We start from the raw sequence: 25,584 nt of genomic DNA on the forward strand, positions 1-25,584 counted from the left end.
TCGCTTAGCTCAGCTGGGAGAGCACCTCCCTTACAAGGAGGGGGTCACTGGTTCGAGCCCAGTAGCGACCACCATATTTTATTTCTGTATTATCCCTTGATATGCCTCAAAGTTTTACCAAGCAATCCAAGCAATCCAAGCAATCCAAGCAATCCAAGCAATCCAAGCAATCCAAACATTCCAAACCATTTAATGTGCTACTCTCAGTTTTTTGTGCCTGTTTTTATTCCTATGCATAAAAAAGCCACTCAAATTTGAGTGGCTAATGCTTATTACTCAACTTTCGATTAATCTAACCCTAAAAATCCGCCAGTTTGATGGGCCCACAGTTGTGCGTATATCCCTTTGGCATTAATCAGTTCTTGATGAGTACCTTGTTCAACAACACAGCCTTTATCTAATACAATGAGTCTATCCATAGCTGCAATCGTTGAAAGTCGATGTGCTATCGCAATCACTGTTTTACCTTCCATCAATTCATACAACGACTCTTGAATCGCTGCTTCGACTTCAGAATCTAATGCTGAAGTGGCTTCATCAAGCAATAGAATTGGCGCATTCTTAAGTAATACTCTTGCAATGGCGATCCGTTGACGTTGTCCACCAGACAGCTTAACGCCGCGCTCACCCACTTGGGCATCAAGCCCTTTGTTACCAAAGGGATCCGTTAAATTGTCAATAAACTCTGCAGCTTGTGCTTGAGTTATCGCCGCTATTAATTTTTCATCACTGGCATGTGGATCACCGTACAGAATGTTTTCACGGATCGAACGATGTAATAACGACGTATCCTGAGTCACCATACCAATATTTGCCCGTAATGAGTCTTGGGTTATATCCGTTATAGGTTGATCATCAATCAATATTTGGCCTTTTTCAACATCATGAAAACGCATCAATAAGTTGACTAAGGTCGATTTTCCTGCACCAGAACGTCCTACAAGACCGACTTTCTCGCCCGCTTTAATATTCAGATTTAGTTGCTCAATGACGCCGGTTTTTTCACCATAATGAAAGCAAACCTGATTGAAGTCGATTTTACCGTGGTCAACAACAATGTCTTTTGCATCGATTTTATCTTGGATAGCAATGGGTTTTGATAAGGTATTCATACCATCGGTAACGGTACCAATATTTTCAAATAGCGAACTGATTTCCCACATAATCCATTGTGACATTCCATTCAAGCGTAACGCTAAACTCACCGCAATCGCAATGGCACCAACCGTAATCGCATTGTCTGCCCATAACCAAATAGATACAGCCGCAATGGTGAACGCTAATATATAATTAATGATTTGTACTAAAACATTAATGATCGTTACGAGACGCATTTGGCCATAAACGGTTTTTAAGAAACGCGTCATACTATCTTGGGCGTAGTCAGCTTCTTGAGTCGTATGCGAGAACAGCTTTACGGTTGATATGTTGGTATAACTATCGACAATACGGCCGGTCATTGTTGAACGAGCATCGGCTTGTTCTGTCGATATTGCTTTCAGCTTTGGAACGAGTTTCCATTGAATCAACACGTAAGCCGCTAACCAAACGAGCATGGGTAACATTAAACGAACGTCAGCAGTGGCAATCATGACCAACATCGAGGTGAAATACACCAAAATGTACATCAGTACATCCAGTAGTTTCATGACCGTTTCACGTACAGCAAGCGAAGTTTGCATTACCTTTGTGGCGATTCGTCCTGCAAAATCATCTTGATAAAATGAAATACTCTGCTTGAGTAAATAGCGATGTGCTTGCCAACGAATAGCCATGGGGTAGTTACCCAAAAGCGTTTGGTGCACGATAGAAGCATGCAACCAGACAACCAGTGGGATGACGACTAAGACAATTACTGACATGGTAATTAACGTTGTGCTTTCATCTTGCCACAATGTTTGCGGATTTTTGGTGACTAACCAATCTACCAGTTGCCCCATAAAACCAAACAATGACACTTCCAACATTGCCATTATGGCTGTCAGTACTGACATGATAATTAAAGGCAAACCAAACCCGCGAGTATAATGACGACAAAATGCGTACAAAGTATTGGGTGGCTGAGTCGGTTCTTCTTGTGGTAAAGCTTGGGTCAATGATTCAAAAAATTTAAACATCTAATGCTCTAACTTAATGGTGAAAATTCTGCTGACTAGGATAACGCAAAAAGGCCAAATGTAATGGGTTAAATTGTTACCATATACGAAACGATTGGGTTCCGTTTTCCGCTAGTCGTGGTTGTTGTATTTCGGTAAAGTAATCCCTTAAATACGCAGTGCAGAATAAATAGTTCAGTTTTACGATTGAACATCTTGAAGATGATAGAGGCTAAATAGACTAATGGTCCAGATTAACAGTGATTGTAGTATTGCAGCACAGATCTGCCAGCAAGCAAGGCTTAGTCGTGATGCTCGCTTTGATGGCCAATTTTTTACCGGAGTTCTCACTACTGGTATTTTTTGCCGAACAATTTGTCCCGCTCCTGCGCCCTATGAAAAAAATGTCCGTTATTTTGATTCTGCGATAAAAGCGGCTAATGTCGGACTTAGGCCTTGTCTGCGATGCCGGCCAGATAGTGCGCCAAGTTCATTTGCGTGGTTAGGTACTCAAACAACGTTAATGCGTGCTATCACGTTAATCGAACAAGGCTTTTTAAATGGTGAAGATGCAGGAACGATCGTCAAGTTGGCTAATAAATTAGGTATTACCAGTCGATATTTAAATAAACTCTTTAACCAAGGTTTGGGGACTTCACCTAAACGTTTTGCGTTATATCAGCAGTTGATGTTTGCTAAGCAGCTATTACACCAAACTCAATTATCAATGACAGACATCGCCATGGCCGCTGGTTTTAATAGCATCAGGCGCTTTAATGAAATTTTTAAACAAGAACTACTATTAACACCGAGTGATTTACGCCGAAAGAGCCGACGTTCAACTGATGAAACTCATCCTTATAAAAAAAACCAAGTGAGTATTAACATTAAACCAATAACATTAGCACTATCTTATCGGCCACCCCTAAATTGGGCGAAGATGTTGGCTTTTTATGCCTTTCGTCAAGTTGATAATATGGAGGTCATTGATGATATTTCGGGACGTTATGGCCGAACCTTCTCATTTAATGGTGTAGAAGGCTTTTTTTACATTTTACTGAATGCCGATAAACCTCAACTTGATGTGAGTATTTACTTAGCCGATGCCAATGATATTAAATCCTTGCATTATATTACTCTGCAATTACGGCGTATGTTTGATTTAGATGCTGACATGGCGGTAATCCAGCAGGCATTATCTCCTATTATAGAATTAGGCGCCAAAATTGATAGTGGTTTGCGTATTCCCGCGGCAGGTAGTGTATTTGAGGCCGCTTGCCGTGCCGTATTAGGGCAACAAGTGAGTGTGGTGCAAGCCACTAAACTATTAAATTTATTGGTTGAATCTTATGGTGAAACACTGTTCATCGATGGTAAGGCTTGGCGGTTATTTCCGACGGCACAAGCTATTGCTAGCGCTTCATTAGATGAACTTAACATGCCAGGTGCTCGAAAATTAGCATTAAATGCCTTGGGGCAATTTGTACATCAGCATGCTGACTCAACACCTGACGATTGGTTGTCCGTAAAAGGTATCGGCCCATGGACTGTTGCTTATGCAAATATGCGAGGTTTGAGTGATCCTGATGTGTTTTTGAGTTCTGATTTAGTCATCAAAAATCGTCTTCATGCGTTATATGAGCAATCGGGTAAGCCCATTGAAAACCCTAAATCGTACTTAAGCATTGCTGCCGACATTGCAAAACAAGCATCACCTTGGGGCAGTTACTTAACCTTCCAGCTTTGGGATAATGATCCTGTCGCTGCAAAAAACGGATAATATTATGACCCATTTTACTTCGCCGAAGTGTCATGCTTTAGTCACAAGTCCTGTTGGTTTACTCTCGCTTAAAGCATCTGAGTATGGATTAACCCATCTACAGGTTGAAGATCTTGCCCAAACGAGCTTGCTCGTAGAGATTCAAACTCAGTTTATACTCCAACAAAGCAATACTGAGACTACTCAAGATTTATTGATACAAGCCCAACAACACATTGATACAACCGTCATTCAATTAACAGAGTACTTCGCTAATCAAAGGCAGCATTTCAGTGTTCCACTAGCGCCTAAAGGTACCGTGTTTCAACATGAGGTTTGGCATGCTCTGAGTCAATTAACATTCGGCCACCGCTGCAGTTACAGTGATATCGCTAATACTATTGGGCGACCTAAAGCTGTCAGAGCGGTCGGGGCTGCAAATGGTGCAAACCCAATAGCCATTATCGTTCCTTGTCATCGGGTGATAGGCAAAGGCGGTAAGTTAACCGGTTATGCTTATGGGCTCGATATGAAGCAGTGGCTACTAGACTTAGAAGGGATTGAAGAAATTAACTAATTTATCTGACTGCTGTGCCAAAGTACGTTAAAATGTGCGATTGATATCCATTATTTTGAGCGCATTTGATACATGACCCAAGCTTCTTTAGCTACGACTTTCGCTGAATTTGGCCTGCATACTCCATTGTTGGCCAGATTAGCTGAGCTTAAATACCTGCAGCCTACACCAATCCAAGCAGAAACCATTCCTAGCACACTAACCGGTAAAGACTTACTGGCAGGTGCCAATACCGGCTCAGGTAAAACAGCGGCTTTTGCATTGCCGATTTTACATCAATTGGTGAGTCGTCGGGCAACAACATCTGCCAAAGGTAATTTTGTCAGTGCGTTAGTCTTGGTTCCAACGCGAGAACTCGCTAAGCAAGTTGCCGACAGCTTTAAATCCTATGCGGTTCATTTAAATGGCGACATTAAAGTGGTTGCTGCATTTGGCGGTGTATCTGTTAATACTCAGATGTTAGCATTGCGTGGTGGTGCCGATGTGGTGGTCGCGACGCCAGGTCGTTTACTCGATTTAGTATCGTCAAATGCACTAAAGTTGTCCCAAGTGACAACGTTAGTACTTGATGAAGCTGACCGAATGTTAAGCCTTGGTTTTACTGAAGAATTGACTCAAGTACTCAATTTACTTCCTAAGCAAAAACAAACGTTATTGTTTTCAGCTACTTTTCCAGATGAAGTACGCCAACTAACGCAAGCGCTGCTCGTTAATCCGCTTGAGATACAATTACAAAGCGCTGAAGCGAGTACATTAGTACAACGGGTAATGACGGTTAATCGTGAAAAAAAGACCGCATTACTTGCGCACTTGCTACAACAACATCAATGGCGCCAAGTATTGATTTTTGTTAATGCCAAAAATAGTTGCAATCATTTAGCTCAAAAACTGGCTAAACGTGGTATCACTGCAGAGGTGTTTCACGGTGATAAAGCCCAAGGCGCGAGAAGTCGTGTATTGGAAGGTTTTAAGGCTGGAGATATTCAAGTGCTCATAGCGACTGACATTGCTGCTCGTGGCCTTGATATTGAAAAATTACCAGTGGTAATAAATTTTGACTTACCGCGCAGTCCAGCAGATTATATGCATCGAATTGGTCGCAGCGGACGTGCGGGAGAGGTCGGTTTAGCGTTGACCTTGATGTCGCATGATGAGTATCATCACTTCTCTGTTATCGAGAAAAAGAATCAAATTCGCCTTGAACGTGAACAAGTTAACGGATTTGAGGCTGATGATGTAGTGCCTGAAAGCGTACTGGAACAACCTAAGCCAATGGCGAAGCCAGAAGGTAGCGGTAAGAAAAAACGTAAAAAGTTGTCCTCAGTTAATGTTGATATTTGGGCTAAAAAACCAGATTAGTAGTAGGTAATATGAAACATATTTTTTGGTTAGTTGATGGACAAGTTGCAGGCCGTAGCGGTCCAAACAAAGATGCGTGGGACTTAGCTGAGTTAAAGCAAGCCGGTTTCGGTGCAATTGCATCCTTAAATAATGGTGAAGGTTGCGATATCGACGCTATGGCTGAATTAGGTCTTCGTCATAAAGTATTTAATTTACCTGATAATATTCCACCTAAGCCGCATGATTTAGCTATTTGTGCTGAAATACTCCCCCAGGTATTAACATTTATTCGTGAATGTGAAACTGATCAGTTACCAGTGTTACTCCATTGTCGCTCTGGGATCAATCGTACAGAAATGGTGATGGCTTATTATATGATGGAGAACGGTGCAGCGCCTTTGCATGCGGTTAGTCAAGTTCGTAATGCCAGTGGCTTAGCGTTCGATGCTGAGGGGTGGGATCAATTTGTTTATGATGTGCTTTACGAGCTGCAATCTGCTTCGAACTGATTAATGTCAATTTAAAGCATCATAATAATGAGGGAAACAACGATAATTAAATCAGTGGCTGATTTAATTATCGTTGTTTCCCTTTGTTGTTTTTATTAGGCAATATTCGGTGCTAACTTGCACTTTGTTCTAGCTTATATGTGTATATAGCCGATTAAGTTTTTTCCCGGCTTTGATAAATTACATAAGAAGGTTCACAACAATTCAATCGTTGAACTTTTTTGCACGACATATCGACAACTTGTTGCGGAAATAGTACTAATGTAGTTTGCTATTTCTGGTTATCAACCAAAGTCTCCGCCTCAAATACTCATTATTTATAGAACCGTAATTGTATCGTAATGATTTATCGAGTTGGCTATTATCGGATGAATAGCTAATTTTGTGATTTGTAATGATCTTTGCAGATAAAATAGGCCACTTAAGCTAGTCTAAAGACTGACGATAAATGCTATAGTGAAGTAGATTTCAGTCTTCAGATGAAGGGGTAATGATGAGTCCGAAAATGAGCAAAGCGAATCAATCGCAGGGTTTATTGCTTTTTAAATTAAATCAAACACAAGTGTTTGCTTTAGGTACTTTAAAAATTCGTGAACTCGTGCCGTTTACTCCTTTAACTAAAATCCCACACTCTCACTCGGCTATTCTTGGTGCAGCAACCATTCGGGGTATGACTATTCCGATTATCGATATGGCTGCAGGTATTGGCTATAGACCCGTTACCGAAGCAGAGCTTAAAGATAGCTATATCATCATTACTGATTGTCAGCGAATGGTGATAGGTTTTCTTGTGCGCTCAATCGATAAAATCATTGAATGTAATTGGCGTAATATCGAAGCACCTTCAGGTAACTTAGGCAAAAATGCCTTTTTAACAGGTGTAACCCGTTTTAATGATCAGCTCGTTCAGTTATTAGATGTCGAGTTATTACTGTCGAAAATATTTCCGGATGATCCGATTAATAATCGAGCGATATTAACCGATGTACAACGTGAGAAATTAACACCGTTACGTATTTTACTGGTGGATGACTCAAAAGTTGCCCGTAAACAATTATCTGATGCATTAGACTCTATTAACATTGCTTATCAGGTGACGGCAGATGGTCGCGACGCTCTGCAGATGATGCAACAAGCCGCGGAAGAACGAAAGCCTATTGATTTACTGGTGAGTGATATTGAAATGCCAGGACTTGATGGATACGAATTAGCCTTTGAGGTTAAAAATAATCCAGCAATTGAACATGCGTACATTATTTTACATACGTCATTATCCAGCGAAATCAGTGTCAGCCAAGCCAAACAAGTCGGAGCCAATGAGGCGTTAACTAAGTTTGATGCTAAAGAGTTGATTGAAGCGATGCTTAGAGGTGCTCAAGCATTGCAGCCTGCTGGATGATTGTCATTGTTTTATTTTTGGTATTTTCAGCCTGTAACATGGTTAACAATTTAACAGCAAGTAACCTGTAACCGTCAAATTAGTGCTTTCTTTATGACCGATGATTGAATTTTTTTACTCATTTGGTATCAACACTAGACTTATTACATGGCATCCTGATATATAGCTACAAGGCTTTTATAGTGTTCAGTATATTCGCTGGGCACAAGGTAATGCTTAACTTTAATGAGGGAGTGCTATCCCTGAAAACGGATTGATTGAAGTGTGCTAATTGAGTGTGGTGAGTTAATCTCCCTCAATGAGTAAGAGAGTAGGGTGTTTTCAGTAATAGCATTGATATTATCGAGATGTCATGAGTATCGTAACCTAAGTATTATATCGCTGTAAGTTGCAAGGTGATGAATACGTGGATACGACGAGTATTATGATGTTTCCTTTTCTAAAGATAAGCAAAACCTTGATCATAAAAAGTCATAAATATAATAATCATAGGTTAAGCAATGAATCAAAAAACATCACTGTTAGCTCGTATCGCTAACGGTAGCCTCGTGCTACAAATCATCAGCGGAATCATTTTGGGCGTGATTCTGGCAAGTATTTCAACCACAGGTGCCAATAATGTGGCTTTTTTGGGCTCACTTTTTGTGGGTGCTTTAAAAGCCATTGCGCCAATACTGGTTTTTGTTTTGGTTGCATCATCGATTGCCAATCAAAAGAAAAATAGTCAAACCAATATGCGTCCTATCATTGGGCTATATCTTTTCGGAACGTTTGCAGCGGCATTAACAGCAGTATTATTCAGTTTTGCTTTTCCAACGACTTTACTACTTACTGCCGGGATAGAGGGCTCAAATCCTCCTCAGGGGATTAGCGAAGTAATCAATACCTTATTGTTCAAAATTGTTGATAATCCGGTGAACGCATTATTAACGGGCAATTACATCGGTATTTTGGTGTGGGGGGCAGGTCTTGGGATAACCATGCATCATGCCAGTGACAGTACTAAGCAAATGCTCTCTGATGTCAGTGATGCGGTGTCAAATATAGTCCGCTTTGTAATTCGTTTAGCACCAATTGGTATTTTTGGTTTAGTTGCGGCTACATTTGCTGAAACAGGTTTCGACGCTCTTGCGGGTTACGGCCAATTATTGATGGTACTTGTGGGATCCATGTTATTCATTGCTTTGGTGATTAACCCTATTATCGTTTATGTCAAAATTAAACGTAACCCATATCCATTAGTATTTAAATGTTTACGTGAAAGTGGTGTAACAGCCTTTTTCACCCGTTCAAGTGCGGCCAATATTCCGGTCAACATGGCATTGTGTGAAGAGCTAAAATTGCATAAAGACACCTATTCTGTGTCTATTCCATTAGGTGCCACCATTAATATGGGCGGTGCTGCGATTACCATTACGGTATTAACATTAGCAGCAGCTCATACTTTGGGTATTCAAGTGGACTTTATGACAGCTCTGTTATTGAGCGTGATAGCGTCCGTTTCTGCTTGTGGTGCTTCAGGTGTTGCCGGTGGTTCACTATTATTAATCCCATTAGCGTGTAGTTTGTTTGGCATTTCTAATGATGTTGCTATGCAAGTTGTGGCTGTTGGTTTTATTATTGGTGTGATTCAAGACTCAGCTGAAACTGCATTAAATAGCTCTACAGATGTGATCTTTACTGCTGCAGCATGTGAAGCTGCTGAAGCGAAAGAGACAGCTCAAGCGCGTTAATATCGTGAAAAAGTCCTTATTGATAAATGCCGACGCGATAGCGTCGGCATTTTTTTGTTTGAATGGCCAAGGTAACCTGATGTGAAGATAATTAACGCCTCTCAAACAGTTCCTTGTCTTGATACCTGCGTTATTCTTTACACAAGAAGACTTGCAATAGGCTAGATATTGACGCGTCGATTCGTCTTGTTACTAAGACAAATAATAATATTGATAGTGATTAATCGCTAAGCTTTTAATCCTTCTGACTACATTCTCATCTCTTATCCCAAGCTTTGGTTAAGATATTAAAATGGATGCTGACTAAAAAACGTCATCTCGATTTGACTATAAGGATGGGTAATAGTAAGTGATTGAGCATGCAGGTTTAACCGTTTACTGGCATTAATTGTTAATTCATCACCATAGAATTCATCGCCTAAAATGGCATGGCCAAGTGCCAACATATGAACCCTAAGCTGATGAGTGCGGCCAGTATGAGGTTTAAGTTCCATCAGCGTTGACTGCGTCCTATGTTCAAGTACCTGGAAGTAGGTTAACGCAGCTTTGCCTGAATCTGTAAGCATTTGGAATGGTGGTGAATCAGGATTAGGTCCTAGGGCAAAGTTCACTTTACCTTGTTGTTCACCCACGTGGCCAATCACTTCAGCAATGTACACTTTTTTGGCCTGGCGATTTTGAAACTGAATTTTTAAATGTGATTCCGCTTTTTTAGTACGAGCAAAAATCATGATCCCAGAAGTATCACAATCTAAACGATGGATCAAAATCGCTTCAGGATAGCATCGTTGCAAACGGGTTATGGCCGTATCGTGTGTGTCAGGTGAACGCCCTGGATTTGATAATAGGCCTGAAGGCTTATTGATGACGATAATGTCACGGTCTTTATAGCGTATGTCCAACCACGGAATTGAGGGTGGTTGATAAGTAAAGATGTGCATTATAAAGTGTCTCTCTAATTGTGTCTGATTCAGGTATTGATGTGGCGAAACGTTAATCTCGCGAGTACTCATGTTGCGGATACTAACAAAGTTTTACTGATAACCAAAAACCAATTATTCGACTGAATAATGCTGTTTGGTTATGGCGGCTTTACCAGGTCGCTAACCATAACCGTAATGACATTCCCCAACTGCTTGTTACGCCAGAGGTAACAAAGCGAATATTGTTTTCAGTATCAACGATATAAATAGCAGGCAATGCCATGGCGCCCCATTGTTGGCTTAATAACATTGTTTGATGCTGATTGATGACATCAAAATGATAATGATGATGTTGCATAAAGGTGCTGATGTCGTCGTCAGAACCTGAAGCTACTGCAATGGAAACAACCTGATAATCTGGATTAAGATTAACCGAGTTCACCATAGGAGAGGTCACTTTACACACCGGACACCAAGTGCCCCAAAAATAGACCAAGGTGGGTTTATTTTGGGTACTGTTCTCTCTGATATGCTGCTGGGCGTCAATTGATGCTGAAGTAAATAATGATATTGGTTTATTGGCGATAGTATATGCGTTAATTGGCATCGCTATGCCTGTTCGCATATCTCGCTGTAGATAACTCGCGATAGCGAACAACACCACCGCAATAACGATTATATCGCGTAGACTCGTTAGCCAAAACCGTTTGGTTTTGAGTGTGTATTTTAGATTAAGTAACCATGACGGCATACGACATTAATTCCTATAAATACCCTGTACTAAGGTAAATATGCTGCAGGAGTCTTACGACTATAAAGCCTGCTATAGGCCATTAACTGTGGATAAAAGGTTCTAAATGCAATCTCGATATCAATATAAATCTTATCGATATCTTTAATGGCATGGTCAAAAAGTTCTGGTTTTGATAAACGACGACTGACGCCTTTAATCGCTTGATCTAATCCTTGCCTTGTTTGGTAACTACTAAGCCAATCTTGCTGGATAATTTGTGGCGCAATGGCCTGTAACGTCGGAGGTAGTTCAAGTGTAGTACTAAGCTGGTGGTATGCTTTTTGGCAAAATTCATCTAATGGCTGATGATGATACTCTTCCCAATAAAATGCTAAGTAATGATCAAATACTAAGTCTACTAATATCGGTGCAACACGACGTGAGGTTTTAGGAAACAGCTTGAGCAGGTCGATAATAATTTCATGACTATCAGTAATTTGGTCTATTTGTCGATGAAGCCATATCCCTTGTTGCAGATGTTTTGGATGTTGCTCTATGTTACCTTTCGCGAAATCACCCGACAAATTAGCTACTAGGTGAGTATCGCTGATGTCGGCTAAATGTAAGTGAGCTAAAAAGTTCATAAATTGTACTTCTAATTTTATTATTTTACAGTATGATACAAGCCGTTTGTAACAAAGCGTTACAAAGTGGCAAGTGAGTGGTGTTAATCATAACGTTTTATAGATAAATGTCATGGAGTATTGAGCTTCGTATCATTGTGATGCGTATATGTAACTGCTTTTTAAAGGTTATAGGGTTAATTTAGGGATCAAGGATGATGAAAGACTGGATTAAAAAGTTATTGGGTAAGCCAGCTGCACCAAAAAGAAATAAAGTACACATCGACATGCGTTATGAAGAACATTCATATAAAGCGGACCAAACCTTTGACTCTGCCAAGTCAGATACTATTGAATTGGACGATATCGACACCGAGTCGATAGAACAAAAGCCGACAAAATAATCACCAAACTTGATCTTAACCCGCAGTCGCCATAGACTAGCGGCCGTTTTTACTGTTGAGATCATACTATGCGTGTTGCAGATTTTTCATTCGACCTACCTGATGAGCTGATTGCTCGCTATCCGACAGCACAACGCAATGCTTCGCGTTTACTCACATTAAGTGGCGAAAACGGTGAGCTTGCCGACAAAAAGTTTACTGATTTATTCAATCTGATCAATCCTGGAGACTTGATGGTGTTTAATAACACCCGAGTCATACCTGCGCGTTTATTTGGTCAAAAGTCGACTGGCGGTAAGCTTGAGATTCTCGTTGAACGTATGCTCGACGATAAACGTATTCTAGCCCATGTTCGCAGTTCAAAATCGCCTAAAGTGGATACGATTATCGACTTAGACGGCGGCTACCAAATGAAAATGTTGGTTCGTCACGATGCTTTGTTTGAGCTTGAGTTACTGTCTGATAAAACTATATTAGAAGTCCTTGAAGACGTTGGCCATATGCCACTGCCTCCTTACATTGATCGTCCAGATGAAGATGCTGATAAAGAACGTTATCAAACAGTGTATAACCAAACGCCAGGCGCAGTAGCTGCACCTACAGCAGGCTTACACTTTGATGATGCCATGCTAGCCGATTTAAAAGCCAAAGGGGTCAATATTGCCTTTGTGACTTTGCATGTGGGTGCGGGTACATTCCAACCAGTGCGAGTAGATAATGTGCTTGAGCACAAGATGCATTCAGAATGGGCTAATGTGCCACAAGAGGTTGTTGACCTAATTGCGCTTACTAAAGCGGCTGGAAATCGTGTTGTTGCCGTCGGCACAACCTCAGTGCGTTCATTAGAAAGCGCAGCGCGCGCGAGTGGAGAACGTCCGCTTGAAGCCTTTAGTGGTGATACCGATATCTTTATTTACCCAGGTTTTCAATTTAGAGTTGTTGATGCCATGGTCACTAATTTTCATTTACCAGAATCAACATTAATTATGCTGTTGAGTGCTTTTGCAGGTTATGAAGCGGTCATGAAGGCTTATCAACATGCGATTACGCAAAAATATCGCTTTTTTAGCTATGGCGATGCGATGTTTGTGACGAAAAAAGCCCCGTAGGCAATGAATTTGATTTAAAATACTCGCCCACAATAGTGGGCGTTTTTTTGATTTAATGTGTCAGTAACCTTGAAGCATTAAAATTTGCCCTCATTACTATAGAAACTAAACGAGTCAGACTGTTTATCTGGCAAGGTGATTTATGAAATTTGAATTAGATACAACTGATGGTCGTGCACGTCGCGGACGTCTTATTTTTGATCGTGGCACTGTAGAAACACCAGCATTTATGCCTGTTGGAACTTACGGTACGGTAAAAGGTATGACGCCTGAAGAAGTGCGCGCTACTGGTGCCGACATTTTATTGGGCAACACCTTCCATTTATGGTTACGTCCTGGCGAAGAAATCATGCGTAAACACGGTGATTTGCACGATTTTATGAATTGGCAACGTCCTATTCTAACGGACTCGGGTGGATTCCAAGTGTTTAGTTTAGGTGACATTCGTAAAATTACTGAAGAGGGTGTGCATTTCCGTTCACCGATCAATGGTGAAAAGATTTTCTTAGACCCAGAAAAATCAATGCAAATTCAGGATTCTTTAGGATCTGACGTGGTGATGATTTTTGATGAATGTACACCGTATCCTGCGACACATGACGAAGCACGTAAGTCGATGCAAATGTCACTGCGTTGGGCTAAGCGCTCACGTGATGAGTTTGACCGTTTAGAAAACCCCAACTCTTTGTTTGGCATTATTCAAGGTGGCGTATTTGAAGATTTACGTGACGAGAGTGTAAAGGGTCTTTTAGACATAGGTTTTGATGGTTATGCCGTAGGTGGTTTAGCTGTTGGCGAGCCTAAAGCAGACATGCACCGTATTTTAGAGCATGTTTGTCCGCAAATTCCTGCAGACAAGCCGCGCTATTTAATGGGCGTAGGCAAACCTGAAGATTTAGTCGAAGGTGTTCGTCGTGGTGTGGATATGTTTGACTGTGTAATGCCAACACGTAATGCCCGTAATGGCCATTTATTTACCAGTGAAGGTGTGATTAAAATTCGTAATGCACGTCACCGTGATGACACCGCAACATTAGATCCTAAGTGTGATTGTTACACTTGTAAAAACTATTCACGTGCTTATTTATACCATTTAGATCGTTGTAATGAAATTCTAGGTGCGCGTTTAAACACCATCCATAATTTACGTTATTACCAAATGTTGATGGAAGGTTTGCGCGGCGCAATTGAGACAGGTACATTAGACGCCTTTGTTAAGGAGTTCTATACCAGTTTTGGTCGTGAAGTACCTGAGTTAATCGTTTAATTTTAGCTAATAAGAAGAGAGAACTATGTTTATTTCAAATGCATATGCAAGCCCAATCAGTGGTGTAGCCGGTGGCGAAACCATGCAGTTAATTTTCATGCTAGTCATGTTTGGATTAATCTTTTACTTCATGATTTTCCGTCCACAGTCAAAGCGTGTAAAAGAGCACAAAAACCTAATGGCGTCGATTTCAAAAGGTGATGAAGTGTTAACCAGTGGTGGCATTCTCGGTAAAGTGACCAAAATCGGTGAAGAAAGTGATTATGTGTTATTAGCGATTAATGATAACAACCAAATCACGATTAAAAAGGATTACATCGCAGCGGTATTGCCTAAAGGTTCTATCCAGTCGTTATAAAGCCAAGAGGGCTATGGTGTGTTAAATAAATACCCAATGTGGAAAAACATCATGGTGATGCTTGTCATCGCCATTGGTAGTTTTTATGCAATACCAAATTTGTTTGGTGAAGATCATGCAGTGCAGATTGTCGCAACTCGCGGCGCAGAAGTGACTGCATCGACACAAACGGCTGTGGTTGATTTATTAGATAGTCAGGGTATTGCCGTAAAGCGTGCCGAGCTTGAAAATGGTCAGTTATTGGTCCGAGTGCAAAATCCTGAGCAGCAGTTGGTGGCTAAAGAAGCTATCGCTGAGCTGCTTGGTCAGAAATATACCGTTGCGTTAAACTTAGCTCCGGCAACCCCTGAATGGCTTGAAGCTGTTGGTGGGTCGCCGATGAAATTAGGTTTAGATTTACGTGGTGGTGTTCACTTCTTAATGGAAGTGGATATGGGCGAAGCTATTCGTAAAATGGAAGAAGCTAAGATAGCTGATTTCCGTAGCCAGCTTCGTGAAGAAAAAATTCGTTATGCTGGTATTCGTAAAACCCCTAAAGGAATTGCGATTAAGTTTCGAGATGCTGAAACTGTTGACCAAGCTGAGACTTATTTAAAAACTCGCAGCAATGACATGACCTATACCGACGCGAGTAGCGGTAATGAGTTTATGCTTCTTGCTACCATGAGTGATGCTTACCTTAAGCAAATTAAGGAAGAAGCATTACAGCAAAACATTACCACTATTCGTAACCGTGTTAACGAGTTGGGTGTTGCTGAGCCTGTAGTACAACGTCAAGGCGCTGAGCGCATTATTGTTGAACTGCCTGGTGTACAAGACACAGCTCGTGCAAAAGAAATTTTAGGTGCTACGGCATCGATTGAATTTCGTATGGTTGACGATAAAGCCGACGTAAGTGCAGCTGCAAATGGTCGTGTTCCAGCAGGTGCAGAAGTGTACCAACGCCGTGAAGGCGGGATTGCCGTATTGAAAAAAGAAGTGATGCTAACGGGTGATCATATCACTGGTGCACAACCTACTTTTGATGAATACAGCCGTCCACAGGTAGCGATTAATCTTGACGCGAAAGGCGGCTCGATTTTCTCTAACGTCACCAAAGATAATATCGGTAAACCAATGGCAACATTGTTTATTGAATATAAAGACAGTGGTACACGTAATCCTGATGGCACAGTGAAAATGACTCGTATTGAAGAGGTTATTTCAGTTGCGACGATTCAGGCTCGTTTAGGTCGTAATTTTGTCATTACCGGTCTTGAGCATACTGAAGCACAAAGCCTAGCGTTATTATTACGTGCAGGAGCGTTGATCGCGCCAGTGACCATTGTGGAAGAAAGAACTATTGGCCCAAGCTTAGGTGCTGAAAACATCCAAAACGGTGTTCAAGCGATGATTTGGGGCATGGTTGTTGTTCTTGTATTTATGATGGTTTACTACCGTGCATTTGGTTTTATTGCCAACCTTGCATTGATGGCAAACTTAATTATGGTTGTTGGTGTGATGTCTATGATCCCGGGTGCGGTATTAACCTTGCCAGGTATTGCGGGCATGGTATTAACAGTGGGCATGGCGGTTGACGGTAACGTACTTATTTTTGAACGTATCCGTGAAGAACTTCTTGGCGGTCGCAGCGTACAACAAGCTATCCATGAAGGTTATGGTAATGCTTTTTCAACCATTGCAGATGCTAACATCACCACCTTTATGACAGCGTTAATCTTGTTTGCTGTCGGTACCGGTGCGGTTAAAGGCTTTGCTGTTACCTTAATGATAGGTATCGCGACTTCGATGTTTACAGCCATCGTTGGCACACGCTCAATCGTGAATGCGGTTTGGGGTGGTAAGCGCGTTAAGTCATTGTCTATCTAAGGGAGAAGTTGAATATGTTGCAAATATTTTCAGTAAAGAAAACAGTCGACTTCCTTCGTCATGCACTTCCTATTAGTGTAATGTCGTTGATCTTAGTTATTGCTTCTTTTGTATCGCTAGGCGTACAAGGCATTAACTGGGGCTTAGACTTTACCGGCGGTACGGTTGTTGAAATGGAGTTTTCAGCACCTGTTGACTTGAATGCTTTACGTGCGACCATGACCACAGCTGAAGCTGAAGGTGCGGTAGTACAGAACTTTGGTTCAAGCCGCGATATATTGGTGCGTTTACCGGTAAGAAATGAGTTAAAAAGTGATGTCCAGGTTGCAGCAGTATTAACTGCTGCGCAGTCAATTGATTCAGGCGTGATTCAAAAGCGTGTTGAGTTTGTTGGGCCACAAGTAGGTAAGGAATTAGCGGAGCAGGGGGGCTTAGCCGTTATTGTTGCTTTAATCTGTATTCTTATCTATGTATCATTTCGTTTTGAATGGCGTTTAGCTGCAGGTTCTGTAGCGGCGCTAGCCCATGACGTTATTGTGACCTTAGGGGTATTTTCGGTATTACAGCTTGAGTTTGACTTGACCGTATTGGCAGGTTTATTAACAGTTGTAGGTTACTCACTTAACGATACCATCGTAGTGTATGACCGTATCCGTGAAAACTTCCTTAAAATGCGTAAAGGCACCCCTGTAGAGATTGTGAATACCTCAATCACTCAGACCATGAGTCGTACTGTTATTACTACAGGTACTACATTAATTACCGTTATTGCGCTGTTTTTAAAAGGCGGCACAATGATCCATGGTTTTGCGACTGCATTGCTACTCGGTATTTTTGTTGGTACATACTCATCGATTTACGTGGCAAGTTATTTAGCCATTAAATTGGGTATCAACCGTGAGCACATGTTACCGGTAGAGATTGAGAAAGAAGGTGCTGATCAGCCTTCAATGATGCCTTAATAAGTATTATTAATCTTAATCGCTAAAAAGAAACCCCAGCTTGCTGGGGTTTCTTTTTATGCCTTAGTTATGTTCTGTTGTTCTGCTAAATGCACTTCACAGGCAGCCATCAAAGTTTTGTGCCATTGGGTTTGTGGGTCGATCATCAGCGCTTCCCACCCATCACTGCCGAGTATATCAACACTGATAAACATCAGTGAAGTTACCATCATCTTCCCAGATACTCTAAATGTACCGATATTAGTCTCTAAACGAGAAATGGTTATTTTAGTCATGATGCAAAGTGATGAGGTAATCTGCTTGGCCGTTTTCGGTTGAGGTAAACTCACCGTGGCCGATAAATTGATGCAAGTTATCGGTACCCGAGTCAGCTATTACATTGAATTGGCTTTGTGCAACACCTTGCGAGAATACCCCATTATGTTGTAACACTATGGTGCCGGATATTTCTGGCGTGTTTATGGTTAAGTGCTCCATTCCAACAAATACCGCAGCCTCCCCATTTTGATATGACATTACATAGCGAATTTGAGCTGAACCATTGATATCACCAGAATACGTTTGGGTAATTTCGGCAATGGTTTGTTTGCTGTTATTGCCGTGTTCAGCATATGCCGATTCATTCCAAGCGGTGATTTGAAATACACCTTTTAAGACTATTTTTGTCATGTAGAGCCCTGCTTATGATGTTATTAAATGCGAAGAGTTCATATAAAGTTAACATAATCATTGTCTATGACAAATGTCCAATTTATAAACAACACTCGACAGATTTTGGTAGAGGCAGTAGGATGAAACAAATTTGCCAGCAAGAGCAATGCAGTAGGATAACGCATGGAACAACGAAAAGTATTATTAGCCGGTGGTAATTTACTGCAGGCTCACACATGGAAAGGGCTACTGGAAACCAGTGGAATTGAAGTTGATCTTAAAGGTGAAGCACTCATTGGTGGTGTAGGCGGTCTACCGATTGAAATGCAAACGGTAGAATTATGGGTAGCAGATAATCAACTTGTCACTGCGCAAACCTTACTCGATTCACTCGATATTGAACAGCCTCAATGGCAATGTGTCCAATGCCATGAAATAAACGAAGGCAGTTTTGAATTGTGTTGGCAATGTAGTTCGCAAAGAAGTGAAATGCATAACGAATAAACCCGTATGATGGTTTTTTAACGCTGAAAGCCATCTTTCATGACCACATATTATTCAACATAAACGGGGTTTAATCGCGACGTAAATATTAGACGAAAAGTGTCTAAGTCAATTTACGTTTAGTAATAAAGAGCCTAGTTTATAAATATGCGCCCGTTTAGTTGAGCCACTAGGATTGCATATGTGGCTTATTTTGGCGCAATTAGCGCTTATTTATGTAAATGACACCATCATAAACTCCTCGTTATAGTAAATTGCCACTAACTGCAGCAAAATTGCTTTCAAAAATCCAATAGACTCTAATGATTAAACTACTTTTAGGTTTATGACGTATGTAGTGCTAATTTGTCACAAATGAGTGATTTAACTAACTTAAGGAAACGCTATGCAACCCTCTCCAGCATTCGCCAGTTTGGTCGATTCTGTTATGCCACATGTTAGCTTGTTAACCATTGAGCAATATCAACAACAAGATCAATGGCAATTAATTGATGTGCGAGAAGATAACGAATGGTTACAAGGGCATTTACCTAATGCAAAACACCTCAGTCGTGGCATTATTGAACGTGATATAGAGCATCGTTTTCCGGATAAAAATACTCCAATATTACTTTATTGTGGCGCAGGCCAGCGTGCAGCATTATCTGCCTATAATTTACAACTTATGGGTTATACGCAAGTCGCCTCAATGGTTGGTGGCTACCGTGCTTGGATACAACATCAATTCCCTATCGTTGAAGACTGAGTAGATTAATGCAATATTTCCCTTTGTTTGTCGATACTCAAGGTTTGAAAGTCTTATTGGTTGGTGCTGGTGAAGTTGCCACACGTAAACTCGATTTGTTGTCTCGTACGGATGCTCATATTCATGTCATAGCGCCGACGGTTGCCAATGATATTGAAAACTATTATACGCAGGGGCGGATCCAGCTGTCTCGTCGTGAAGTATGTGCTGATGATATTGCCAATGTGGATATCATTTACCTTGCTACTGCCGATGAGCAATTGAATATGGATTTTGCGCAGTTGGCCACAGAGCGGAGGATTTGGGTGAATGTGGTCGATAATCCTAAATTTTGTCGATTTATTACGCCTTCGATAGTGGATAGAGGCCGGTTAGTGGTTGCGATAAGTACAGCTGGTGCCGCACCTGTTTTCGCTCGAACCATCCGTTCACGCCTCGAAACTATGCTACCGTCATCATTAGCGCCTTTATTTGATTTTGTTGCCAGCAAGCGCGAGGAAGTACAACATAAATTATTAGCAGGCAAAGATAGACGTTTATTTTGGGAACGTTTTTTTACCACTAACCAAGATAAATTCGATGCATTAACAGAACAACGTTACCTTGAGTCTTTTGAAGACTTTAGTGTTAAAGGTGAGATTCTTTTGTTAACCGAGGATACGCCGGCACATTTACTCCCTATTGCAGCAATGCCGCTATTACAGACATTAGACGTGGTTTACAGTGATAGTGCGCTTGATAGTGAGATTAATGAATTATTAAGGCGAGACGCAAGCAGAGAAGCGGTGCCATTGTTAAGTGATATCACTCATCAATATGAACATGGATCTCGTATGTTGATAGTGTCTTCTGTTGCAAAAGTCGCCCAGTTAAGTGCGCATTTTCCAATGGCTAAACATCTACGCCCTGGCGCTATTTAACCGGATAAGTACGATGTCCTATTATGCCGAGTCTACTTTGTAGTAGACTCGGTTTTTTTATACTTGTTGGAACCTTTTATGGCTGCTAAAGCTACCGTTTTTAAAGTCTCGCTGCAGATTGCAGATATGGACCGTCATTATTATGCCGATCATCAGTTTACCTTAGCCCAACATCCGTCCGAAACCGATACGCGCATGATGGTGCGTTTACTGGCATTTGCCATTAATGCATCCGAAACTTTAGTGTTTAGTAAAGGGTTATGTGTTGATGATGAAGCTGAACTTTGGGATAAAAATCTGAGTGGTGAAATCGATCTTTGGGTTGAGTTTGGTCAAGCTGATGAGAAATGGCTTAGAAAAGCCTGTGGTCGGTCAAAACACGTTATTCTTTATACTTATGGTGGCCGAAGTGTGCCTATTTGGTGGCAGCAGAACCAGCAAGCGTTTGCTCGCTACGATAATTTAACTGTGATTAATTTTCCAGAAGATGCGGTGAAACAAATGGATGTATTTGTTAATCGAAATATGGCGTTACAAGTTAGTCTTAGCGAAGGGCAAGTGTGGTTGTCGGATGCAAATAATAGCGTGTTAATAGAGCCTGAAACGTTAAAGTAGTGGTATTTACGTTATTTGGGTTGCTATCACATTTTGCTATCATACTTACGATCACAGTAAAGTGAATTTAACCTTAATTTATCAAAAATTAATTAAATTTAATCAAATGGGTCTTGTACTAATAAAATCACAGGCAGATAATCAAATCATGCAGTGAACATCACAATAAATTATAAATCATTAATAAATATGATGTTTCACGTTTCGCGATGGTTGTTGATTAAGGATGTTATTGTGAAGAAATTAGCCCTATACCCAGTAGAAAAAATTGATGAATTAACTTCACCAGAAGCCCATGAAGATATCTCAGTACTATCTTCAGCGTTAAATGTGTTTACTGATTTTAAGAAAGTGACGCCTATGGTGATAGAATCGAGCACGTCGGCGGTTAAGGTCGAGCACTTAATGCAGAAGTCGCATGTACGTCTTAAATTAGTCATAGATGATAAAGATAAGTTTATTGGCCTAATCAGCTTTGAGTCTTTACATAATCAAGAAATATTAAAACGTGTTGCAGCTGGTCATCAGCGTGAGCATTTAAGTGTTGCAGATTTTATGATCCCTAAAGAAGATCTGAAAGCGATTGATTTTGAAGATTTAAGTTATGCTCGTATTGGTGATGTTATTGAGACATTACAGTCAGCAGGACAGCAACATTGTTTAGTGGTTGACCGATCTAATCATGCTATTCGTGGTGTGCTATCTGCTAATGATATTGCTCGTCGATTAAAGCTTGCTGTCGATGTGAGTACACCAAACTCATTTGCATCTATATTTGAAGTGATTGCCAATATTCAGCAGCCTGCCGTGTTGCAAACAACACAACCTCACTATTAGACTTTTAATTATTAGTCTGCTAACTGTTAAAAAGTTAATCCATCAGAAATAAAAATAGCCACATAATGTGGCTATTTTTGTAATCAACGAAATAATATTACTGGAAGCTTAAGCTCCAAGTATCAATATATCCAGTATCTTGTCTCGCATTATCAACTGCTTTTAATGTCCATACACCACTTGATTCGACACCTGCCATATTAGCGGTGTAAGTCTGGGTTAGATTATCGGTACCACCACCAGTGTTGTTATGCAGTACAACCGTTTGGCCTGTTGGGCTAACTAACTGGATTTTTAAATCACCAATATAAGTATGAATAATTCCAATAGACACTGATACCGTTCCTGAATCGCCAGTGCGGCTAACAGTAATAGGGCTAGTGATACCACTAGTGTTGTTGTCTGGAATCGTATAATTTCCGGTATTGTTGTAGCTTGCTGGACCGCCTGTGTTGCTGCCACCAGTGCTACCTGCGGTGTAGTTAGCCACTAAACTTACACCACTAAATGCACTATAACCTTGTAGCATTACATAATAAGTACCAGATTGAGGCGTCGTAATTGGGCAAGACTCTGCATTACCACCTTTCCATGGACGACAGTCGTAACTGCTGCTGGTAGGTGATGCACCATACTGCACATATAAGTCAGCATCGCCAGTGCCACCACTCATAGTGAAGCTTAAGTCTGTCGCGCCTGCAGGAACGTCTAACGAGAAATATAATTCATCGTTTTTAGCGCCAGCTAAGCCTGTTTTTACCACGCCTTTTTCAAGTACGCTGTCACCAGAGCCTGTACCTGGTTCGGTTGGACCATTACATGATTCGTCTAGGTAAGCCTTTGCTGCTGTTGCATTAACCATCCCGTAACCAGTTTGGTTATCACGACCGGCAACGCTCAAGTCATCTGCTGTGGCATTTAATGCCGCACGCACTTGGCTGGCGCTACACTCTGGGTGGTAACTCCACACTAATGTTGCTACGCCTGACACATGCGGTGTTGCCATTGAGGTGCCATTGTAATATTCATAATCTCGATTGCCTTGATTACTCACAGTGGCTGACTGACCCAACTTGGCTTTAAGTGCAAGCCCCGTAGCCCGATCAACAGACATCGACGGAATCAGAACTTCACTATTAGCGTCCACTAGGAAAGGATTTTGTAACCCTGGTAGTGCAGTGTTACTGTAAACAATGACACCTTTGGCACCGGCTGTTTTACAGGCTTTAACCGAGTTTATTTCAGGGTAACTTGAGCCCTGGTTGCCTACACGCTCAACAAGACAGATTTTATTGGTCATGCTACCGCAATTAAAACTGGTTCCATTTACAGTACATTCCGCTAAGGTTCCTGTTGCACTTGCGTTAATTGGTGCCGAAGTGTAGCTAGTACCTGACGGGGTTAAACGGTTGTGCGGCACTACACCATTGTTAAAGTATGACTGACCGCCAATAGTTATATCGGCTAAACGACCTTCGCCAACGGTAACCGTTGATAGAATTGCTTCGCCAGGACCTGAAATTTCAACTTGGTCTGTATATTGTGAAAAAGCGGCATGATCAAGATTGCTGTCAACCGCTGCAACAGACATTACGCTATCATAAGATGCTGGGTAGCTATAACTACTGTCGCCAGCATTACCTGCCGCTGCAATTAATAACACCCCATTGTTATAATGAGCATTTAATGCATTACGCTCAGTTGTGGTTGAACCACTGCCACCTAAACTCATTGTGACTACGTTTGCACCACCTGAAGTAACACAGGTATCAATAGCAGCGACTAAAGACGATGAGTAGCCCCATCCGGCTTCGTTAAACACTTTTACAACATGAATATTGGCATTCTGGTTAGGCATAACCCCGACCACACCTTCATTGTTCGCTATTGCGGCAATGGTACCAGCTACGTGAGTACCATGGGCATTATTATTACCTGGTTGATACCAGTTACCTGTACCTGAGTTATTGGTCCCGGTTGCATTGTTACCACTTAAATCATTGTGGCTACGGTCATAACCAGAATCAATAATACAGATAGTACGATTACCTGCTTGGCTGTCGCTTAACACGGTCGCACCAACAAAGGTTTGTCCCCAAGGTGTTGTCTCCGCAAGCAGTCTACGGGGTAAATCCTCTTCCACGTATTCAACATCTTGACGCAAACGTAATGCTTTAAGAGAGGGAGAATCGAGTTTAACTGAGTAGCTATTACTACGACCTACACGCTTCATTTCTCGTGCCTTTACGCTGTTCAAAGCTCTAAACTGGGTAAATACTTCGTTAGAACGAGGCTCGTAATCCATGCTGTTGTCGGCTTCAACATTCACATTTTGCACAGCGGCATTGCCATTAAGAGTCTGAGCAGCATTATCATTTCTGAACTTGACGATATATCGTTTAGGTAAAGGTGATTGTTGTTCAATCTGTTGATTAGTTGCAGAGAGTTGTGACGGGGTTGGTGCTGCGTTTACTTGAGTTGAAATAGCCAAAGCGAGTGCTGTCATGCTAAGCACGACCGTTGGGTTTTTATGCTTTTTCATATTATCTTCCATGTTAATCAGGGTGGGACGTAATGTCTTTTATAATTATGTTTTACAGATAAGCTATTTTGCCTATCTGTCTAAAAGGTAACCACATTTTTGCCTGGTGTAAACAAGTTGTTAATGTTTGTTGTCAAGTAACTGGTGTTATAGAACGGATTTATTTGAGTTTTTATTCATCAAAAACGACTTAACATTCACTTAGAGCTCGAGTTGATAGAATGTTATCTTTCGAGCGTTAATGGAGTTAACTTTATGAAAGCGCTTAACTAGAAAGTGCATAAACGGATCCGTTTTATGCTAATAAATAATTATCTAATATTAAGTGTAAAGATTTTTTTACATGAAAAATATAAGGAGTGAAAGCAGTAAGGTTTATCGTATTGAGATGAAGAGAGTATCAATACGATAAACTATTGTATTTGCTTAATAAAACCACAGTTGTAAATTTGTGACTTTAGATTGTTAGTGAGGTTATCGTGCTGATATTAAGCTATCAAAACCACCCGCATTATAGGTATTGGTGTAACCCTGTTTAACTAATGATTCCTGTGCAATACCACTACGGTTGCCGCTGCGGCAGTAAAGAACCACTTCGGCGTCTGTATCGATATTGAGCTTTGCCAACTCTGGGACGATAATCTCAAATGGAATATTAATCGCACCGTCAATATGTCCAGCAGCAAACTCTTCAGCAGTGCGCACATCAATTAACGTTACACCGCGGTCTATTTTTTCCCAAGCAACGCTAGGCTCTTGCTCTGCAGCCCAAGTAGGCATAAGCGATGCCGCTAATAAGACCAACATCGCTAAGATAGATTGAATAGACAGCAGCATAGATTTTTTAAGCACGATAATTTCCTTGTTATTTATTTAAGGCTATTTCAGCTGCAGTTTTGACGCCGAACTTTTTCATTATCATCGCAGCAGGACAAAAGCCTGTAAAAGCACTCTGAAATAGATTAGCGCCGACAAATACTGTAAGCCAGACAAAATGTGGGCTAACCGTTGCGGTTAACACAAGAGATAATAAAACCATAAAGCCGGCAAAGGCCATAATATTTCGTTCTAATGACATGTTTAGCTCCTTATTGGGCGATGCCCAGTG

At 41.1% G+C, this 25,584-nt stretch carries 26 protein-coding genes; 17 read left to right on the top strand and 9 right to left on the bottom strand.

Translation table 11 applies throughout. The features are described 5' to 3' along the window. Positions 1 to 287 precede the first annotated feature (287 nt). Complete coding sequence (locus tag AAEY97_RS18495; RefSeq protein ID WP_192116312.1) at positions 288 to 2,117, bottom strand: ABC transporter ATP-binding protein; 1,830 nt, start codon at positions 2,115 to 2,117, stop codon at positions 288 to 290. Between the two features lie 223 nt (positions 2,118 to 2,340). On the opposite strand from AAEY97_RS18495, the gene AAEY97_RS18500 reads away from it, so the two are divergent. The 6 genes from AAEY97_RS18500 (at position 2,341) to sstT (ending at position 9,414) form a co-directional block, all read left to right on the top strand. Then, positions 2,341 to 3,876 carry a DNA-3-methyladenine glycosylase 2 family protein gene (locus AAEY97_RS18500; protein ID WP_351000673.1) on the top strand — a complete coding sequence of 512 codons (1,536 nt, stop codon included), beginning with the start codon at positions 2,341 to 2,343 and terminating at the stop codon, positions 3,874 to 3,876. 4 nt (positions 3,877 to 3,880) lie between these two features. Continuing rightward, a complete protein-coding gene (locus AAEY97_RS18505; RefSeq protein ID WP_162023551.1) occupies positions 3,881 to 4,432 on the top strand; it encodes a methylated-DNA--[protein]-cysteine S-methyltransferase in 552 nt (183 codons plus the stop codon). A 72-nt stretch (positions 4,433 to 4,504) separates the two neighbouring features. Beyond that, positions 4,505 to 5,791 carry a DEAD/DEAH box helicase gene (locus AAEY97_RS18510; protein WP_192116314.1) on the top strand — a complete coding sequence of 429 codons (1,287 nt, stop codon included), beginning with the start codon at positions 4,505 to 4,507 and terminating at the stop codon, positions 5,789 to 5,791. Positions 5,792 to 5,802: 11 nt separating this feature from the next. After that, entirely contained in the window at positions 5,803 to 6,282 is a 480-nt protein-coding gene (locus AAEY97_RS18515) for a dual specificity protein phosphatase family protein (RefSeq protein ID WP_101086564.1), read from the top strand. Between the two features lie 493 nt (positions 6,283 to 6,775). Then, positions 6,776 to 7,681: a chemotaxis protein CheV gene (locus tag AAEY97_RS18520; RefSeq protein ID WP_174839683.1), complete on the top strand. Its 906-nt coding sequence runs from the start codon at positions 6,776 to 6,778 to the stop codon at positions 7,679 to 7,681. A 500-nt stretch (positions 7,682 to 8,181) separates the two neighbouring features. Further along, positions 8,182 to 9,414 carry a serine/threonine transporter SstT gene (gene sstT, locus AAEY97_RS18525; protein WP_192116315.1) on the top strand — a complete coding sequence of 411 codons (1,233 nt, stop codon included), beginning with the start codon at positions 8,182 to 8,184 and terminating at the stop codon, positions 9,412 to 9,414. Positions 9,415 to 9,701: 287 nt separating this feature from the next. Here the strand turns inward: sstT and AAEY97_RS18530 are convergent, their stop codons facing one another. The 3 genes from AAEY97_RS18530 to AAEY97_RS18540 form a co-directional block, all read right to left on the bottom strand. Then, positions 9,702 to 10,355 (bottom strand): pseudouridine synthase, encoded by a 654-nt coding sequence (locus AAEY97_RS18530; protein WP_351000678.1) that lies wholly within the window; start codon positions 10,353 to 10,355, stop codon positions 9,702 to 9,704. 151 nt (positions 10,356 to 10,506) lie between these two features. Continuing rightward, entirely contained in the window at positions 10,507 to 11,088 is a 582-nt protein-coding gene (locus AAEY97_RS18535) for a protein disulfide oxidoreductase (RefSeq protein WP_162023548.1), read from the bottom strand. Between the two features lie 29 nt (positions 11,089 to 11,117). Continuing rightward, entirely contained in the window at positions 11,118 to 11,714 is a 597-nt protein-coding gene (locus AAEY97_RS18540; RefSeq protein ID WP_011638153.1) for an acyl carrier protein phosphodiesterase, read from the bottom strand. 194 nt (positions 11,715 to 11,908) lie between these two features. On the opposite strand from AAEY97_RS18540, the gene AAEY97_RS18545 reads away from it, so the two are divergent. From AAEY97_RS18545 to secF, 6 genes are all read left to right on the top strand, one after another. After that, complete coding sequence (locus tag AAEY97_RS18545) at positions 11,909 to 12,097, top strand: hypothetical protein (RefSeq protein WP_351000682.1); 189 nt, start codon at positions 11,909 to 11,911, stop codon at positions 12,095 to 12,097. Between the two features lie 68 nt (positions 12,098 to 12,165). Beyond that, positions 12,166 to 13,206 carry a tRNA preQ1(34) S-adenosylmethionine ribosyltransferase-isomerase QueA gene (gene queA, locus AAEY97_RS18550; protein ID WP_351000685.1) on the top strand — a complete coding sequence of 347 codons (1,041 nt, stop codon included), beginning with the start codon at positions 12,166 to 12,168 and terminating at the stop codon, positions 13,204 to 13,206. Positions 13,207 to 13,348: 142 nt separating this feature from the next. After that, entirely contained in the window at positions 13,349 to 14,473 is a 1,125-nt protein-coding gene (gene tgt / locus AAEY97_RS18555) for a tRNA guanosine(34) transglycosylase Tgt (RefSeq protein WP_011638151.1), read from the top strand. Between the two features lie 25 nt (positions 14,474 to 14,498). Then, positions 14,499 to 14,831 (top strand): preprotein translocase subunit YajC, encoded by a 333-nt coding sequence (yajC, locus tag AAEY97_RS18560; RefSeq protein WP_011638150.1) that lies wholly within the window; start codon positions 14,499 to 14,501, stop codon positions 14,829 to 14,831. 18 nt (positions 14,832 to 14,849) lie between these two features. After that, complete coding sequence (gene secD, locus AAEY97_RS18565; RefSeq protein WP_101086570.1) at positions 14,850 to 16,700, top strand: protein translocase subunit SecD; 1,851 nt, start codon at positions 14,850 to 14,852, stop codon at positions 16,698 to 16,700. 14 nt (positions 16,701 to 16,714) lie between these two features. After that, the gene (gene secF / locus AAEY97_RS18570) at positions 16,715 to 17,662 is read left to right on the top strand and encodes a protein translocase subunit SecF (protein WP_101086571.1); all 948 of its coding nucleotides are present in this window, start codon (positions 16,715 to 16,717) and stop codon (positions 17,660 to 17,662) included. A 56-nt stretch (positions 17,663 to 17,718) separates the two neighbouring features. Here the strand turns inward: secF and AAEY97_RS18575 are convergent, their stop codons facing one another. Beyond that, the gene (locus tag AAEY97_RS18575; RefSeq protein WP_351000689.1) at positions 17,719 to 17,874 is read right to left on the bottom strand and encodes a hypothetical protein; all 156 of its coding nucleotides are present in this window, start codon (positions 17,872 to 17,874) and stop codon (positions 17,719 to 17,721) included. 55 nt (positions 17,875 to 17,929) lie between these two features. Further along, entirely contained in the window at positions 17,930 to 18,331 is a 402-nt protein-coding gene (locus AAEY97_RS18580) for a DUF3224 domain-containing protein (protein ID WP_335692865.1), read from the bottom strand. A gap of 165 nt (positions 18,332 to 18,496) precedes the next feature. On the opposite strand from AAEY97_RS18580, the gene AAEY97_RS18585 reads away from it, so the two are divergent. The 5 genes from AAEY97_RS18585 (at position 18,497) to AAEY97_RS18605 (ending at position 21,934) form a co-directional block, all read left to right on the top strand. Continuing rightward, positions 18,497 to 18,817, top strand: a complete 321-nt coding sequence (locus AAEY97_RS18585) for a putative signal transducing protein (protein ID WP_101086574.1) — start codon at positions 18,497 to 18,499, stop codon at positions 18,815 to 18,817. Positions 18,818 to 19,202: 385 nt separating this feature from the next. Continuing rightward, positions 19,203 to 19,562, top strand: coding sequence for a rhodanese-like domain-containing protein (locus AAEY97_RS18590; RefSeq protein ID WP_162023543.1), 360 nt, complete (start codon positions 19,203 to 19,205; stop codon positions 19,560 to 19,562). 8 nt (positions 19,563 to 19,570) lie between these two features. Further along, a complete protein-coding gene (locus AAEY97_RS18595; protein ID WP_351000692.1) occupies positions 19,571 to 20,482 on the top strand; it encodes a precorrin-2 dehydrogenase/sirohydrochlorin ferrochelatase family protein in 912 nt (303 codons plus the stop codon). Positions 20,483 to 20,560: 78 nt separating this feature from the next. Next, entirely contained in the window at positions 20,561 to 21,097 is a 537-nt protein-coding gene (locus tag AAEY97_RS18600) for a YaeQ family protein (RefSeq protein ID WP_101086577.1), read from the top strand. A 234-nt stretch (positions 21,098 to 21,331) separates the two neighbouring features. Then, complete coding sequence (locus AAEY97_RS18605) at positions 21,332 to 21,934, top strand: CBS domain-containing protein (RefSeq protein WP_242445127.1); 603 nt, start codon at positions 21,332 to 21,334, stop codon at positions 21,932 to 21,934. Positions 21,935 to 22,031: 97 nt separating this feature from the next. Here the strand turns inward: AAEY97_RS18605 and AAEY97_RS18610 are convergent, their stop codons facing one another. From AAEY97_RS18610 to AAEY97_RS18620, 3 genes are all read right to left on the bottom strand, one after another. After that, positions 22,032 to 24,476, bottom strand: coding sequence for a S8 family serine peptidase (locus AAEY97_RS18610; RefSeq protein WP_351000697.1), 2,445 nt, complete (start codon positions 24,474 to 24,476; stop codon positions 22,032 to 22,034). Positions 24,477 to 24,950: 474 nt separating this feature from the next. Continuing rightward, positions 24,951 to 25,328, bottom strand: coding sequence for a rhodanese-like domain-containing protein (locus tag AAEY97_RS18615; RefSeq protein WP_443024174.1), 378 nt, complete (start codon positions 25,326 to 25,328; stop codon positions 24,951 to 24,953). Between the two features lie 13 nt (positions 25,329 to 25,341). Further along, positions 25,342 to 25,554 (bottom strand): YgaP family membrane protein, encoded by a 213-nt coding sequence (locus AAEY97_RS18620; RefSeq protein ID WP_101086581.1) that lies wholly within the window; start codon positions 25,552 to 25,554, stop codon positions 25,342 to 25,344. Between the last annotated feature and the right edge of the window lie 30 nt (positions 25,555 to 25,584).

Source organism: Shewanella sp. TB7-MNA-CIBAN-0143 (assembly GCF_040310065.1).
Classification (GTDB): domain Bacteria; phylum Pseudomonadota; class Gammaproteobacteria; order Enterobacterales; family Shewanellaceae; genus Shewanella.